At 73.7% G+C, this 15,810-nt stretch carries 14 protein-coding genes; 3 read left to right on the top strand and 11 right to left on the bottom strand.

What is annotated here, in order from left to right:
- Positions 1 to 7: 7 nt before the first annotated feature.
- Together B8281_RS05645 and B8281_RS05640 are read right to left on the bottom strand one after the other, a co-directional pair.
- Positions 8 to 916, bottom strand: a complete 909-nt coding sequence (locus B8281_RS05645) for a carbohydrate ABC transporter permease (RefSeq protein ID WP_085387187.1) — start codon at positions 914 to 916, stop codon at positions 8 to 10.
- Positions 913 to 1,812, bottom strand: coding sequence for a carbohydrate ABC transporter permease (locus tag B8281_RS05640; RefSeq protein ID WP_114554379.1), 900 nt, complete (start codon positions 1,810 to 1,812; stop codon positions 913 to 915). Before B8281_RS05640 ends, B8281_RS05645 begins: the two co-directional genes overlap by 4 nt.
- 765 nt (positions 1,813 to 2,577) lie before the next feature.
- Here B8281_RS05640 and B8281_RS05635 point away from each other — a divergent pair.
- Both B8281_RS05635 and B8281_RS19190 read left to right on the top strand, forming a co-directional pair.
- Positions 2,578 to 2,988 carry a DUF6318 family protein gene (locus B8281_RS05635; RefSeq protein ID WP_085387185.1) on the top strand — a complete coding sequence of 137 codons (411 nt, stop codon included), beginning with the start codon at positions 2,578 to 2,580 and terminating at the stop codon, positions 2,986 to 2,988.
- Between the two features lie 86 nt (positions 2,989 to 3,074).
- Positions 3,075 to 3,914 (top strand): hypothetical protein, encoded by an 840-nt coding sequence (locus B8281_RS19190; protein WP_157446579.1) that lies wholly within the window; start codon positions 3,075 to 3,077, stop codon positions 3,912 to 3,914.
- A gap of 126 nt (positions 3,915 to 4,040) precedes the next feature.
- On the opposite strand, the gene B8281_RS05625 is transcribed toward B8281_RS19190, so the two are convergent.
- Complete coding sequence (locus B8281_RS05625; protein ID WP_085387183.1) at positions 4,041 to 4,922, bottom strand: DUF4352 domain-containing protein; 882 nt, start codon at positions 4,920 to 4,922, stop codon at positions 4,041 to 4,043.
- 348 nt (positions 4,923 to 5,270) lie between these two features.
- Here B8281_RS05625 and B8281_RS05620 point away from each other — a divergent pair, with 348 nt between their 5' ends.
- Positions 5,271 to 6,572 carry a sensor histidine kinase gene (locus B8281_RS05620; protein ID WP_157446578.1) on the top strand — a complete coding sequence of 434 codons (1,302 nt, stop codon included), beginning with the start codon at positions 5,271 to 5,273 and terminating at the stop codon, positions 6,570 to 6,572.
- Positions 6,573 to 6,702: 130 nt separating this feature from the next.
- Here the strand turns inward: B8281_RS05620 and B8281_RS05615 are convergent, their stop codons facing one another.
- The 8 genes from B8281_RS05615 to B8281_RS05580 form a co-directional block, all read right to left on the bottom strand.
- Positions 6,703 to 8,895: a family 43 glycosylhydrolase gene (locus tag B8281_RS05615; RefSeq protein ID WP_085387181.1), complete on the bottom strand. Its 2,193-nt coding sequence runs from the start codon at positions 8,893 to 8,895 to the stop codon at positions 6,703 to 6,705.
- 174 nt (positions 8,896 to 9,069) lie between these two features.
- Positions 9,070 to 9,651 carry a G/U mismatch-specific DNA glycosylase gene (gene mug, locus B8281_RS05610; protein ID WP_085387180.1) on the bottom strand — a complete coding sequence of 194 codons (582 nt, stop codon included), beginning with the start codon at positions 9,649 to 9,651 and terminating at the stop codon, positions 9,070 to 9,072.
- Between the two features lie 21 nt (positions 9,652 to 9,672).
- Positions 9,673 to 10,326, bottom strand: coding sequence for a class II aldolase/adducin family protein (locus tag B8281_RS05605; RefSeq protein WP_085387179.1), 654 nt, complete (start codon positions 10,324 to 10,326; stop codon positions 9,673 to 9,675).
- Positions 10,323 to 11,573 (bottom strand): 3-oxo-tetronate kinase, encoded by a 1,251-nt coding sequence (otnK, locus tag B8281_RS05600; protein ID WP_085388621.1) that lies wholly within the window; start codon positions 11,571 to 11,573, stop codon positions 10,323 to 10,325. Before otnK ends, B8281_RS05605 begins: the two co-directional genes overlap by 4 nt.
- Before the next feature lie 98 nt (positions 11,574 to 11,671).
- Positions 11,672 to 12,679 carry a TRAP transporter substrate-binding protein gene (locus tag B8281_RS05595; RefSeq protein ID WP_021482372.1) on the bottom strand — a complete coding sequence of 336 codons (1,008 nt, stop codon included), beginning with the start codon at positions 12,677 to 12,679 and terminating at the stop codon, positions 11,672 to 11,674.
- A gap of 95 nt (positions 12,680 to 12,774) precedes the next feature.
- A complete protein-coding gene (locus B8281_RS05590) occupies positions 12,775 to 14,031 on the bottom strand; it encodes a TRAP transporter large permease (protein WP_085387177.1) in 1,257 nt (418 codons plus the stop codon).
- 3 nt (positions 14,032 to 14,034) lie between these two features.
- Entirely contained in the window at positions 14,035 to 14,619 is a 585-nt protein-coding gene (locus B8281_RS05585; RefSeq protein ID WP_021482370.1) for a TRAP transporter small permease, read from the bottom strand.
- Positions 14,616 to 15,614, bottom strand: a complete 999-nt coding sequence (locus B8281_RS05580; protein WP_085387176.1) for a zinc-binding dehydrogenase — start codon at positions 15,612 to 15,614, stop codon at positions 14,616 to 14,618. Before B8281_RS05580 ends, B8281_RS05585 begins: the two co-directional genes overlap by 4 nt.
- Positions 15,615 to 15,810: the final 196 nt, after the last annotated feature.

The following is a 15,810-nucleotide window of genomic DNA, read 5'->3' as shown; positions in this document are numbered from 1 at the left end:
GTGCGCGTCAGCCGGTGACGGCGCCCGCGGTGAGGCCCGCGACGAGGCGACGCTGCAGGACGAGGAAGACGACGAGGATCGGCAGCGTCACGACCACGGTCGCGGCGAGCAGGACGCCCCAGTTCGTCATGCCGTCGGTGTTCTGCAGCAGCGTGAGGCCGACGGGGAGCGTCATCTTGTCCGGGCGGTCGATGACGAGGAACGGCCACAGGTAGTCGTTCCACTCCGTCACGACGGACACGAGCGCGACGGCCGCGAGCGTCGGCGTGCTCATCGGCACGACGAACCGCCAGAGCTTGCGCCAGTGCCCCGCGCCGTCGAGCTCGGCGGCCTCGAGGATCGAGCGCGGCAGCGTGAGGAAGTGCTGCCGGAACAGGAACGTCCCGAACGCGCTCGCCAGGCCCGGCACGAGGATGCCCTGGTAGGTGTTGAGCCACCCGAGGCTCGCGACGAGCGTGTAGTTGGGGATGATCGTGATCTGCGGCGGGATCATGAGCGTCGCGATGACGAGCCCGAACACGACCTTCTTGAACGGGAAGTCGAGGAACACCAGCGCGTACGCGCACGTGAGGCCCAGCGCGACCTTGAGGCCCGCGCCCACGACCGTGATCCCGACGCTGTTGAGCAGCAGGCGCCCCAGCGGGATCGAGTCTGCGGCCTGCGCGTAGTTGTCGAGGTTCACGCTGCCCGGGAGCCACTGCAGCGGGACGGTGTACAGCTCGGCGGGCGTCTTCATGCTCGCGAGCACCATCCAGACCAGCGGCGCGCCGAGCACGACGGTCGCGAGGACCAGGGCGAGGTACCCGCCCGGCTGGAGGGCCCGGCGTCGGGCACGGGGTGCGCCCGACGCGCGGGGCGCGAGGGCGGCCGGCGTGGCGGGCGCCGTCTCGGGACGGGCGGGCGCGACGGCGCTCATGCGTAGTGGACCTTCCGCTGGACGAACCGCATCTGCACCGCGGTCACCGCGAGCAGCACGAGGAACAGGACCGTGGCGACCGCCGACGCGTACCCGGCGCGCCCGTTGACGAAGCTCTCCTCGTAGATCGAGTACATGAGCGTCGTCGTCGAGCCGAGCGGGCCGCCCTGCGTCATCGCCTTGATGATGTCGAAGGACTGGAGCGACGCGAGGAGCATCGTCACGACGAGGAAGAACGTCGTCGGGGTGAGGAGCGGCAGGACGATCGAGCGCAGCGTCCGGGCCGACGACGCGCCGTCGAGCGCGGCCGCGTCCTTGAGGTCCTGCGGCACGGACTGGAGGCCCGCCAGGTAGATGAGGGCGACGTACCCGAGGTTCTTCCACAGGTAGACGACGACGATCATCACGAGCGGCCACGGGCGCTGCGTGTACCACTGCGGCGACGCGACGCCGACCCAGCCGAGCACCTCCTGGACCAGCCCGTAGCGCGGGTCGAACATGAACAGCCACAGGATCCCGACCGCGAACCCCGACAGCACGTACGGCGCGAACGCGACGGTCCGGGCGACGCCGCGGCCCTTGAGGCGGCGGTTGAGGAGCAGCGCCAAGCCCAGGCCGAGGACCATCGCGCCGCCGACGGTCGCGAGCGTGAAGACGAGCGTCGTCGTGACGATGCGGCCCGTCGTCGGCGCCGTGAACCACTCGACGTAGTTGCCCAGCCCGACCGGCCGCGCGACCGGCGACCCGAGGTTCCACTGGAGCGTCGAGAGGTAGAAGCTCTGCAGCAGCGGCCGGTAGACGAACACCAGCAGCAGCAGGACGTTCGGGCCCGCGAGCAGCAGGGCCCACAGCAGGTTCCGCCGACGGCGGCGCGCGCCCAGGCGGCTGCGGTGCAGCGTCTGGACCTCGCGGTCGGTGCCCGACGACGTCGGACCGGCCGGCGATCCCGGCGCGCCCGGGCGGGTCGCGCCCGGGCCCGTGGCCGGGGAGGTGGGGCCCGGCGCGGCGCCGCGTGGCGCGCCCGGGGAGCCCGGGGACTCCGGGGTGAGAACGGTGGTCACAGCACAGGTCCGCTCGTCCGAGGGTGCAGGTCACGGCCGGCGCGGCACCCGTCCTGCGGGTGGGCGGCCACTCGGAGCATAGGAAGCGGCGGCGCCGGTTTTGTCCGGAAATGGGCGGGTGCGGGGACGGGCGTCGGGCAACGTTCACCGAGCCGTGCCCGCCGCGCCACCCGCACCTGTGGAGCGGTCACGTGGTGGACACCTCATGACGCGTCGTCCACAGGGCGGGACGGACGGTTCCGCGTCGCGCGGCGTTTCGCTAGGTTCGTGGCGTTCGCGCGGTGCCGCCCGGTCCGGGCCGCGCCGCCCGGTTCGCGGGCAGGGGGTCTGGTGAGTCGTACGCGTCATGCGCCGGTCGGAGGACGACCGGCAGGAACGGTGGGGAGCGCCCGAGCGCTCCGGTCGAGGAGCAACGCCCGACGGCGAACGCTCGCCCTGGGCGTCGTCGTGACGGCCGGGTGCCTGGTCGCCGGGTGCACCGGCGGGGGTGAACCCGCACCGTCACCTCCGGTCGAGACATCGGCCGAGCCGTCCGTCACGGAGACACCCGAACCCGAGCCGACCCCGACCGGGCCCCCGAAGCCCGAACGACCCGCGGCCATGGAGCGCGACGACGCCGAGGGTGCTGCTGCGGCGGCGGAGTACTTCCTCGAGCTCTACCCGTACGTCATGGCGACAGGTGACACGGCCGATTGGGAAGCGATGTCGCATTCGCAGTGCGACACCTGCTCAGATTTCCTCGAGCAAGCTCGCACGATCTCTCTCCGGGACGACGTATTCAGCGGGGGCACAGTCGCGGCAACAGTCGACGAACCTGGACGCTACGTGCGAGACGAGGCAACCGGGCTCCAACCACTCGACCTCACGTTCGAGCAAGAGCCCATATCGATCGTGGATAGGGACGGGGCGGAGGTCTTCTCTACGTCCATGGAGTCGGACACCCGGCGTGTCGAGATGGGGACCCTTGACGGCGAGTGGATCGTCGTCACGATCGGAGAGATTCCGTCATGACGGGTCTACCCCGTCGCAAGGCGCTTGTCGCGGGACATGTCGCGCTCGCGCTACTGCCCTCCGCGGGTGTCACTCTGGCCCCCAGCGTGCCCGCACCGGACTACGCGAGCGTGCGGGGCGCTTCGACAGGCAACAAGTTCATCGCGGAGGCAGAGTCCGCGACCCGCGGTGGCGGCACATACGAGACTGCTGGCGGGGAAGGAGACGTTGCGACGGAGCGGTACTACCGGTCTTCGCAGACAACCTGCGCGGTGTTCAACGGCCTCGACGACCCGACGTCCGATCTGTCTGGCCGCTGCGCCGAGTGGGAGCGGCTCGTCACCGAAGGGCTCGAGTGTGACGCGAACTCCTACTACCTGGGCGCGTTGTACCGGCAGACCCGTGAGATCGCCTCTGACGGCACCCCTGGCGAGTGGTCGACAGCAGGCGCACCCGTGGCCGACCAGTCGTGCGTGACGCCTGCTGATCTTGCTGACGAGGCAGCGCGAGCGCTCGCCACCCTGACGCTCGCGCCGTCGCCCGTCGTCGTGCAGCCGCCGGACGGCTGGACCGTGGTCAACGTGCCGACGATCACCTACACGGAGCCCGCGGAGCAGGTGCTCGACACGACGCTGCTGGGCATCCCGGTTCAGATCCGCGCGACCCCGCGGTCCTTCACCTGGGACTACGGCGACGGGAGCGGTCCGGTGACGACGACCGACCCGGGCGCCGCGTACCCGCACCACACCGTCGCGCACACGTACGGCCAGCCGGCGGACCGGGTGACGATCACGCTGACCACGACGTGGTCCGGGCAGTTCCGGATCACCGGCACTCCCGACTGGACCGACGTCACGGGCACCGCGACGACGACGACCGCAGCCGACCCGCTCCAGGTCTACGAGGCCAGGTCGCGCCTGGTCACCGACGACCTCCCGGGCGGTTGACGCGCACCGCCGCGCACCCCTGCCCCCGGCGTGCGGGTGCGGGGTGCGCGGCGGTGCAGCGAGCGCGGGACCGTGTCCGTCCGTGGCTCCGGCCCGTCGCGGCGGCGCGGGAGGGGGCGCCTGCGCTCAGCCGAGCGACACCTCGACCCCACCGGAGAAGAAGGAGTCGTGCAGCGTCACGCTCGCGGGGACCGCGTCGGCGGGGACGTCGAACACCACGGTGCCCTCGACGCTGTTGCCCGGGTTGATGTCGGTGAGGAACGAGTTGGCGTCGCCGAGGTAGATCGCCGCGCTGGTGTCGGCGGAGTGCTCGCGCCCGGCGGTGTCGACGAGCTTCTGGCTGCTGCCGTCGAACATCTGCGCCTGGTCACCGATGTTCGTCACCGTCACGTGCACGAGCACGAACTGGCCCTGCGCCTGCGCGTTGAGGAACTCGTCCCCGACGGTGGGGACCCCCGTCTCCACGGACGTCACGGTGAACTCGAACTTGCCGTCGCGCACCGGCGTGCCGACCGCGGCCGCCGCGGGTTCCGGAGCGGGCTCCTCGTCCGGTGCCTCGGGGGCGGGCTCGGCGGGATCCTGGGGAGCGCTCGACCCCGCGACCGGTACCGGCGCCTCGGGCTCGTCCTCTCCCCCGCCGCCGAGCGCGGCCCCGATCACGGCGAGGATCACGACCACCCCGAGGCCCGTGAGGATCTTGTGCCGCGCGAACCAGCTCTTGCGCGGCGGGACGCCCGGCGCCTGCCCCACGAACTCTGCCGCACCCGGCTGACCCGGCTGTCCCGGAAAGCCCGGCTGCCCGGGGATGCCGGGCTGGCCCGGCTGACCCGGCTGACCGGCCCAGCCCGCCTGACCGGGGTGGGCGGCGTGCGGCGTCGGGCCGGCTGCTCCGGGGGCGCCCGGCCCCAGGGGCGACGAGTAGGGCTGGCCCGGGGGCGGCGTCGGGCCGGGCTGGGCCGGGTACGCGCCCGGCTGGTCGGGGCGCTGGCCCTCGTGGGGTGCGGACATCGTGGTCTCCTCGGTGCGTCGTGGTCGCTGCGTTCGAGGACGATCGTGGCCGCGCGGCACCGTCCGGCGGATCGCCCGACCGGCTCGTCCGGGCCGTCCGACCGGAGGAGATCCGGGCCGGTCGCGCGAGCCGGTCGGCGGAGGCCGGGCGTCGGCGCCCGTGCGTATGCTCGCCGCATGTACCCCCCGCCGCAGCAGCCGGGCGGCCCCGCGGTGCCGCCGGGCTCCGCGCCTCCACCGGGCTACCCGGCGCCCGGCCACCCGGGTGCCCCGCCACCCGGGTATCCCGGGCCCACACGGCCGGCTGCGCCGACCGCCCCGGCCGCCGCTGGCACTCCCATCGGCCACGTGCCGCCGCACCCCGTCGGCGGCGCGCGCCCGACGGCGGCCCCCGCCCCCGGGCGGGCCCGGCGGTTCTGGTCGGTCGCCGGGACCGTGGGCGCGGTCGCCGCGACCTTCGGCGTCGGGATGATCAGCGCCACGTTCTCCTCGATGCGGCACGGCGACGCCATCACCGGGGCACAGCTCGCCTTCTACTTCCTCTGCCTGTTCGTGCTCTCCGGGGTGTGCGCAGCGGTGGTCTGGCGTGCGCGCTACCCGGTCGTCGTCTGCCTCGCCACGGCCGCGGCCGGGATCCTGACGGCCGTTGGTGCTCTCGCGCCTCTGCTTGCGCTGCCGTTCGTGCTCGCCCGCGAGCACCGGCGTCGGGTCGTCGCCGGGTGCGTGGCCGCGACCGTCCTCGCCGTCACGGCGTCGCTGTGGCGGGACGCTGCCCGCGACGGCGACGCCGTGATCTTCGCCGCGACGTCGCTCGAGGACGGCAGCAGGTCGTACCTCGGGGCGGTCGGCTACGTGGTCATCGGCGTCCTGGCGATCGCGGCGTCGCTCGGCGCGGGGCTGGTGCGACGCTACGCCGGGCAGGCGCACGTCGCCCAGCAGACCGCCGCGGTAGAGACCCGTCGCGCCGAGACGTTGCGCACGCACGCGGAGGACCTGCGCAGCCAGACCGACCACCTGCGCACCGAGCTGTCGCGACAGGACGAGCGCGAGCTCATCGCGCGCGAGATGCACGACACCGTCGCGCACAACCTGTCGGTCATGTCGTTGCAGGCGTCGGCGCTCGAGGTGACGACCGAGGACCCGGAGGTGGCCGACGCCGCCCGGACCATGCGCTCGTCCGCTCACCGCGCGCTCGAGGAGATGCGGGCGCTCATCACGTCGCTGCGCGACGGCGCGGAGCAGTACACGGGCTCCGCCCCGGCGCTCGGCGACCTCGCCGCGCTGCTCGACGAGGCGCGCTCGTCGGGCGTCGACCTCGCCGCGACGGTGTTCGTCACGGACGCGGACTCCGCGCCGCCGGCGCTCACGCGCGCGGTGTACCGGGTGGTGCAGGAGGCGCTGACGAACGTGATGAAGCACGCCCCGGACGCCCGCGCGGACGTCGACGTGCGCGCCCGGCCCGGCGACGGCGTCGACCTCACGGTCCGCAACGCGCTCACCGCGGACGCCCTGGGCGTCCCCGGCAGCGGCACCGGGATCGTCGGGATGCGCGAACGCTGCGAGGCGCTCGCCGGGACGTTCTCGGCGGGCGTCGAGGACGGCCGGTTCGTCGTCCGGGCCCACCTGCCGTGGGACCGTCCCCGGGCCTGACCGCCGCACGATCCCCGCCCCGACCCGGTGGCGCAGCCCTGGGCGCGCGAAACCGTCTCCCGGCCCGGACGCACGACCGCGGTGCCGCCCATCGGCCGGGCGGCACCGCGGTCTGCTGGTCAGGAGGCGGCTACGCGCAGGTGAGCGCGTCGTACGCGGCCGTCACCTCCGTCGTCGTGCCGGCGACGTCGGTGACCGCGACGAGCGCCTCGCCCGCCTCGAGCGTCCCGCCGCGCACCTTGAACGACTGGTACGCGCTCTTGCCCGGGGCCACCTGGGCGAACGCCCGCTCGCCGTGCGGGGTGGTGAGGGCGACGGCGACGGTCTCGTCGCCGTCGTTCGTCGCGCGGACGGCGAGATAAGGCGTGCCGCCGAGGCAGCGGGGCTGCGCGGTGACGGTGACCTGCGGGTCGACGGGCGGCACCTCGGCCGGGAAGACGTCGAGCGCGTCGAGCTCGGTGTACCAGGTGAGCTTGGTCAGCGCGACGGTGTTCCACCCCTGCTGGAGCTCGACCTGGTGCGTGACGGACTGCCAGTTGCCCCACGTGGTGTGCGGGAAGGTGACGACCCCGGCGTCGGCGCCGTTCACCGTGACGGTGCTCGACGACGGCAGCGTGTAGCCGCCGCGCTCGGAGCCGTTCGCGAACCGCACGCCGAGCGTGTACGACCCGGCCTCGTCGGCGTGGACCTGGAGGGCGACGGAGCTGTCGAGGAAGTCGAGGCCGCCGACCTTCTGCCCGCCCGACGCCCCGGCGGCGCTCCCGACGGAGCCGCGCGTGATGACGCCGTCCTCGAACTCGTACCGCGTCGCGTCGGACGGGATGACCGGCGGGGCCGACGGGCGCGGGTCGCGCGTCGCGGGGTAGACGTCGAACGCGTCGAGCTCGGTGTAGAACGTCGCGCGCGTCAGCGTGATCGTGTTGGTCCCGGCGACGAGGTCGACGAGGTGCTCGGACGTCTGCCAGTTGCCCCACGTGGTGTGCGGGAAGACGACGGTCTCCGTCACCGCGCCGTTCACGGCCAGCGTCCCGGTGGACGGGACGCGCGTCGAGCCGTCCTGCGAGCCGTTCGCGAACCGGATGCCGAGCAGCGCCGGCCCGGCCGCGTCGGCGTGCACCTCGACCGTCACCGACGAGTCCGCGAAGTCCAGGCCGCCGACCTTCGCCCCGCCCGACGCCCCGCCGTCGGCCACGACGCGCGCGTTCGTCACGACGCCGTCCTCGGCCTCGTAGCGGTCGGACGACTGCGGGACGGACGGGACGCCGTCGGCCGACCACTCGAGGTCCGCGACGTACATGGCGCGGTACGTGAACGCCGCGTTCCAGCCGTGGAAGACGATCGCGTCCGAGCCGTCCGGCGCGGTGACGACGTCCTGGCCGCCCGGGCCGCGCACGTCACCCTGGAAGCGGTCGCTCGTCATGAGCTCCGTCGTCGCCTTGGTCCACGGGCCGGCCAGGCTCGGCGCCGTCGCGTACGACGTGCGGTAGGCACCGCCGTAGAAGTCGTTCGCGGAGTAGAAGAGGTAGTAGGTGCCGTCGCGCTCGACGACGGTCGGCGCCTCGACGACGCGGCCCTCGTACGCCGTGTCGACGCGGATCAGCTCGGTGGCCGGCCCGGTGAGGGTGGTGCCGTCGGGCGACAGCGGCTGGGCGAAGATGATCGCCGTCTTGCCGGTGCAGCAGTTCCCGTCGGCCTTCCACAGCAGGTAGAGCTGGTCGCCGTCGACGAACGTCCCGGCGTCGATCGCTCCCCCGAGGTCCTCGGTGCCGTCCTCGCCGTTGGGGCAGACGAACGGGTCGTCGCCGACGGGCTCGAACGGCCCCTCGGGCGAGTCGGAGAGCGAGAGGCCGATGCACTGGCGCGGCGACGTCGCGTCGCGCGCCGTGTAGTAGAGGGCGTACCCGCCCTCGACCGCGGCGACCTCGGGCGCCCACACGCAGCGGTCGGTCGCGCCGCCCGGCGAGAACGTGCACGCCTCGCTGACCCACGCGCCGAGGTCGGGCGCGACGTCGGTCGGGGCGCTCCACGTGACCAGGTCCGTCGAGGTGCGGTGCTGCACGTTCCGGCCCTGGTCGTTGGTCGCGTAGGCGTGGTAGACGCCGTCGACGAGCAGGATGTCCGGGTCGGGGAAGTTGGCGTCGACGACCGGGGCGATCGTCGGGGCGACGGCGGCAGAGGCTGCGGCGGGTGCAGCGGGTGCAGCGGGCGCCGCCGACGGGGCGGCGGTCGCGGCGGCAGCGCCCGAGACCACCAGCCCGAGCGCGACCAGCGCACCCGTGACAGCGGTGGCACGCGTGCGCGCCCGGGACAGGGAGAGCTTCATGGGGTGTCTCCTCGACGGTGAGGGGGCAAGAACCCGGGACGGCGTCGACCTCGGGACCTCGAGTCTCCCGGGCCGATTCACACAAGTCAACAACTTCTCGCAAGAGTCAACAAGCAAGATGTCACGGCCGAGGCGCGCACGGGCGGCGACAGCTCGGCTCTCCCCGCGCGGCGCTCAGGTCCGACGGCGGTCCGGCAGCCCCGCGGCGACGCGCAGCTCTGCGTACGCCGCGCCGAGCGTCGCGACCGTGTGGTGCGCGTTGAGACCGCTCGGGTTCGGGAGCAGCCACGCCCGCGCGGGGCCGACGCGACGCTCCAGCGGGCCGGTCGCGGCGCGACGGTCCGCGAAGGCCGTGCGGTACGCGCCGAGGCCGAGCACCGCGACCCACCGCGGCCGGTACGTCTCCGCCGTCTCGACGAGGCGGCGTCCGCCCGCGACGATCTCCTCCGGCGTCAGCTCGTCGGCGCGGGCCGTGGCCCGGCGCACGACGTTCGTCATCCCCAGGCCAGCGTCGAGGAACGCGTCGCGCTCCCACGGCCCGAGCACCCGGTCGGTGAACCCCGCCTCGTGCATCGCCTTCCAGAACCGCGTCCCCGGGTTCGCGAAGGGCAGCCCGACCGCCGCCGAGTACAGCCCGGGGTTGATCCCGCAGAACAGCACGTCGAGGTCCGGCCGCAGCCAGTCCTCGATCTCACGGCCGCGCGCGGCGGCGAGGTCGTCGGCGGTCGGGCGCGCGTACGGCGGGTCGGTCGGCACCGGACCATCCTCGCCCGGACGTCAGCCCCAGGGCTGCCCGTACGCCTCGACGAGCTCGCGCACCTCGTCGTCGGTGAGGAGCCGCGCGTCGAGCCGGTCCCCGAGCAGCAGCCGGACGCGCGCCGCCTCCTCGATCTCGACCGCGCGGTCGACGGCCTCCGCGACCGTGCGCCCGGCAGCGATCGACCCGTGGTTCTGGAGCAGGGCGCCGTGGAAGCGCAGCGCGCTCCCCCGCACGCGCTCGGCCTGCGCCGGGTCACCCGGCGCGGCGTACCGCACGAGCGGCACGTTGCCCACGCGCATGACGACGTACGGCGTGACCGGCGCGAACGCCGTGTGCTCGCGCCACGGAGCGAGGCACGACGCCGCGACGGCGCTCGGCGAGTGGAGGTGCACGACGCAGCGGTACTCCGGGTCGCGCGCGTACATCGCGAGGTGCAGCGGCCACTCCTTGGTGGGCCGCGGCGTCGGGCCGTCGCCCTCGGTGATCGGGGTGCCGTCGAGCGTCGTGCGGGCCATCTGCTCGGCGGTGAGGGTCGCGAGGGACGTGCCGCTCGCGCTCATGCGCACCTCGTCGCCGACGCGCACGGACACGTTGCCCGACGTCCCGGGCGACATCCCGCTCGCGGCAAGGCCGCGCCCGGCGGCGAGCAGCTGCTCGACCAGGTCGCTCATGCGAGCTCCTCCCACGCGGTGACGAAGAGGTCCTCGGTGCCGAAGTTGCCCGACTTGAGGACGAGGTTGACGTCGTCGGCCCCGCGGCGGCGACCGCGCAGCCAGGACACGCCCGGGCTCAGGAGCTGCCCGACCTCGAGCACGTGCACCCCGAGCCCCTGGACGACGCTGCCCGACGTCTCGCCGCCCGCCACGACGAGCTGCGTCGCGCCCGCCTCCGCGAGCCGCGGCGCGAGCGCGGAGAACAGCCGCTCGACCACGGCGGGGGCGTCGGCGGTCACCGCACGCCCGTGCGCGACGTCGTCGGGCTCGCCCACGGAGTACACGAGCACCGGCCGGTCGGGCTGCTCCGCCCAGCGCTCGCGCGCCCAGGCGAGGAGCCGCTCGACCTCCGCGCCCGGGTCCGCGAGCGCCGCCGCGACGTCGACCTTCTGGTGCGGCAGGTGCGGCAGGGCTGCCCGGACCTGCGCCTGGGTGGCGCGCGAGGCGCTGCCCGCGAGCACCGCGCGTCGGCCCGGGACGGCGGCGATGTCGCCGAGCGTCGCACCCGTCGGGTCGAGGCCGAGCGCGAGCCCGGAGCCACCCGTGACGAGCGGGGCGTCGGACGTCGCGCGGGCGATGACGGCGAGGTCGTCGTTGTCGATGCTGTCGACGACGACGTACCGCGCGCCCTGCGCCTCGGCCGCGACGATCGCGCCCCGCAGCGCCTGCTCGCCGGCGCGCACGACGCCGACCGGCACCTCGGCGACCGGGTGCGCGGTCTGCGCCGCGAGGAGGTTCGCGACGCGCGAGTCCCACATGGGGTTGAGCGGGTGGTCCTTCATGGGGCTGCGGTCGAGCGGGTCGTCCCCCACGAACAGGTGGCCGCGGAAGACGGTGCGGCCCGCGTCGGGGAAGCCCGGGACGACGACGGCGCTGCGCGCGCCGGTCTCCTCCAGCAGCGCGTCCGCGACGGGCCCGATGTTGCCCTCGGGCGTGGAGTCGAACGTCGAGCAGTACTTGTCGTAGACCTGCGTGACGCCGAGCGCGGCGAGCGCGCGGTAGGCCGCGCGCGCCTGCTCCACGGCCTGGGGGGCGGGCACGGAGCGGATCTTCAGCGCGACCACGACGGCGTCGTGGTCGGCGAGGTCCGCGAGGTCGTCCGGGCCCGGGACGCCCAGCACGACGGCGGTCCGCAGACCGCGGGCCCTCCAGTTGCCGGCGAGGTCGGTGGCCCCGGTGAAGTCGTCGGCGATCGCGCCGCGCATCGGTGTCTCCTCTGGTCGGTCGGGTCGTCGGTCGGGTCGTCGGTCGTCGCGGGCGGCACGGTCGACGCGCCGGGACGGCTCGGGGCCGCGGTACGGCGTCACGCGTCGCCCGAGCGGATGCGCTCGGCCCACTCCACGACCTGGGGGTCGACGTGGTCGAGCACCTCGGACGAGGCCTCCGCCCACTCGGCGCGGTCGATCTCGTGCAGCTCGACGCCGCGCTCGACCAGGAAGTCGACGTTCTCCTGCCGCTCGGCGATCGACGTCTCGCGGTACCAGGAGGAGACGTCGTCGATCTCGGCATCGACGATCGCGCGGAGATCGTCGGGCCAGCCCTCGTAGGCGTCGGCCCAGACCTGGAAGTGGAAGTTGCCGAACACGTGCTCGGTGAGCGTGACGTGCGGCGCGACCTCGTAGAACGAGTTGAACCGCACGACGTCGATCGGGTTCTCCTGGCCCTCGACCGCGCCCTGCTCGATCGCGGGGAAGACCTCGCTGAGCGCGAGCGGCATGGGGCTCGCGCCGAGCGCGTGCCACGTGTCGAGGTAGGTCTGCTGGGTCGGGACGCGCAGCTTGAGGCCGCGCGCGTCGGCGAGCTCGGTGACGGGACGCTGCGTGTTGAGCACGCGCCCGCCGCGGTACATCTGGCCGAGCAGCAGGAACCCGGAGTCCTCCCGGATGGCCTCGATGATCTCGTCGCCGAGCGGGCCGTCCCAGACCTCGAGGAACTGGTCCTCGTCCTCGTAGAGGAACGGCACGCCCTCGATCGCGGCGAGGTCGGTGTAGCGCTCGAGCGAGCCGACGGACTCGACGACGATGTCCACGGCCCCGAACTCCAGGCCCTCCTGCATGTCCTCCCAGCTCCCGAGCTGGGAGGCGGGGTAGACCTCGATCGTCACGCGGCCGTCGGAGGCGTCGGCGACCTGCTCGGACAGCCGGTTCGCGGCGCGGTCCTGCAGGCTCCCGGCGCCGTACGAGTGGCCGAGGCGGAGCAGCAGGTCGGGCTCGGGGTCCGTCGTCGTGGCCGTGCAGCCGCCGAGGGCGAGCGCGCTCGCGACGACCAGGGCGGCGACGCGACGGTGCGGCGCGGTGGTTCTCTTCCCCACGGGAAGCTCCTTCGTGTGCGGGGCGGGCGAGGGCGAGGGACGCCCTCGCCCGCCGGGGTGCTGGTGCCGGTGGCGGGTGTCGACCGTCGCGCCGGCTAGTACATGCCGGTGAGGACGGGGACGTACGTGACGAGGAACAGCAGGGCGATCGAGACGCCGAGCCACGGGAGCATGTCGCGCAGCGCCCGTTCCGCCGAGATCCCGGCGATCCGGCTCGTGATGAGCAGGTTGATCCCGACGGGCGGCGTGATGAGCCCGATCGCGAGGTTGATGACGACGATGAGCCCGAAGTGGACCGGGTCGACGCCCGCGGCCGTGACGATCGGCAGGAGGATCGGCGTGAAGATGATGATCGCCGCGTTGCCCTCGACGACCGTGCCGATGAGCAGCAGGATCACGTTGGCGACGAAGAGGATGAGCAGCACGTTGTCCGTGAGCCCGAGCACGGCGTCGGCGACGATCTGTGGCGTGCCGCCGGTCACGAGCGCCCAGGAGTAGGCCTGCGCCATCGCGATGATGAGCATGATCGCGGCGACGAGCATCGTCGTCTCGCGCATCGCCTTGACGACCCGCTGCCAGGACAGCTCGCGGTAGACGACGACCCCGAGGATCACCGCGATGAGGACCGCGACCGCGCCGCCCTCCGTCGCCGTGAAGACGCCGAGCCGGATGCCGCCCAGCACGACGACCGGGATGAGCAGGGCCGGGAGCGCCTTGGCGGCGGTGCGCACGAGCTCGCGCGCGCCCACGCCGCGCTCGGCGGGGTAGCCCTTCTTGCGGGCGACGAGCCAGCCCGTGACCAGGTACACGAGGCCGAACCCGAGGCCGATGTAGAGGCCGTGGAAGAACAGCGCGCTGATCGAGACCTCGGCGGCGACGCCGTAGATGATCATCGTGATGCTCGGCGGGAGCACGAGCGCGACGATCGACGCCGTCGCGGTGACCGACGCCGCGTCGCCGGGCGCGTAGCCGCGGCGCAGCATCTGCGGGATGAGGAGGCGGCCGACCGACGACGCGTCCGCGACCGCCGAGCCGGACATGCCGCCGAACGTGATGTTCGTGAGCACGTTGACGGCCGAGAGCCCGCCGCGGACGCGGCCGACGATCGCGTAGGCGAAGTCGATGAGGCGCTGGGTCACGCCGCCCGCGTTCATGAGCGAGCCGGCGAGCACGAAGAGCGGGATCGCGAGGAGCGGGAAGGAGCGCATCCCGGCGACGAACCGCTGGGCGCCGACCTCGGGCGGCACGCCCTCGGCGGCGAGGCTCGCGAACGAGGCGAGGCCGACGGCGACGCCCACCGGGGCGCCGATGACGAGGATGAGGAGGAGGAGCCCTCCGAGGATGAGGGGCATGGGTCAGACGTCCTTGTCCTGGGAGGTGGGCGCGACGAGCTGCTCCGCCTCGGCGATGTTCGCCTCCACGGCGTCGTCGGGGGTGTCGAAGTCGCCGCGGAGCGCCTCGACGAGCTTCTCGACCGCGTAGACGCAGGAGAAGCCCATGCCGATCGGCACGACGACGTACATGGCGAGCAGCGTGATGTCCGTGCCCGTCGCGATGGTCAGGCCGGTCATGAGCTGGCGCGCGCCCGTCGGGAGCATCATCGCGGCGTAGACGGCGACGAGGCCGAACAGGCCCGCGGAGAGCGCGTAGCCGAGCGCGACGAACGCGCGGCGCACCTTCCCGCGCAGGCGGTCGAGGAGCAGCGTCACCGCGATGTGCTCGCTGCGGCGCACCGCGACGGGGATCGCCGTCATGACGCACCAGACGAACGCGAGCGTCGCGAACTCCTCGGACCACACGGTCGGGCTGTTGAGCACGTACCGCATGAAGACCTGGAGCACGAGGACGGCGCTCACGAGCGTGATCGCGACGCCCGAGACCACGAACAGCGCGCGCTCGGCGCCGGACAGGACGCCGCGGACGGCGCGGCCCGCGCTCACGGGACCATCACCAGCTTGACGATGTCGCCCGGCCCCTCGGCGGCCATGGTCGTCGTGATGGCGGCGCCCTCCTCCAAGGAGGTCGTGCGGGACACGAGCACGTCGGCGAGCCCGGGGTGGCGCGCGAGGACGTCGAGCGCGGTGCGGAAGTCGTCCTTCGTGTACATGGCCGTGCCGAGCAGGGCGATCTCGCGCACCTGGAGCTGCCCCACCGGGACCGGCACGGCCTGGTTGAACACCGCCACCTGGACGATCGCGCCGCCGGGCGCGACGGCCTCGAACGCGCGCTCGACGAGCGCGGGCACGCCCGCGGCGACGAAGACGGCGTCGTACGAGCCGGGCTCGAGCGCGGCGTCGGGCCGGTGGACGCCCGTCGCGCCGACCGCGCGCAGCACCTCGTGGACGTGCTCGCGCGGCTCGACGACGTCGACCACGGTGCTGCCGCCGTCGGCGAGGACGCGCGCGACGAGCGCGCCGATCGTGCCGCCGCCCAGCACGAGCGCGCGCTCGCGACGCCGCTCCCCCAGCTGCGCGACGGCGTGGGCCGCGACCGCGACCGGCTCGGCGAGCGCGAGGTGCTCGTCCGCGACGCCGTCGGGCGCGGGGACCAGCGTGTACGCGGGCACGACGACGTGCTCGGCGAACGAGCCGTCCCACTCGGCGACGCCGAGCATCTGCTTGCTCGCGCACAGGTGGTAGCCGCCCGTCGTGCACAGGTCGCACGTGCCGCACGGGCGCTGCGGGTCGACGACGACGCGGTCGCCGACGGCCACGTCGGCGACGTCCGGGCCGACCTCGGCGACGCGGCCACCGGCCTCGTGGCCGGAGATCAGCGGCGGGACGCGGAACGGGTGGGTGCCGCGGAGGGCGGCCAGGTCGGAGCCGCACACCCCCGTGGAGGTGACGGCGAGGAGGACCTCGCCGGGGCCGGGGACCGGGCGCGGGATGTCCACCACGTGGGCGGTCCCGGACGTCTCGAATCTGATGGCGCGCATCGTGGAACAGCTCTTTCCCCGCGACTGGGAAGCCGCGTTGCTCTGCGTGCGGGTGAGGGGAGACCTGCCGGCACGGGCGCCCGACGTCGGACGCTCGGCTCAGCAGGTTGAGTGACTGTATCCTGTCATACCAGTTGAGCCAACCCCGTCTCACGACCGTGAGCAGGGACCGCGTCCGGGCAGGTCGCGGCCCCCG

The sequence above is a fragment of the Cellulosimicrobium sp. TH-20 genome (assembly GCF_002105775.1).
Lineage (GTDB): Bacteria > Actinomycetota > Actinomycetes > Actinomycetales > Cellulomonadaceae > Cellulosimicrobium > Cellulosimicrobium funkei.
Note: the sequence above shows the minus strand (reverse complement) of the source record. Positions and strands in the feature narration are given on the sequence as shown.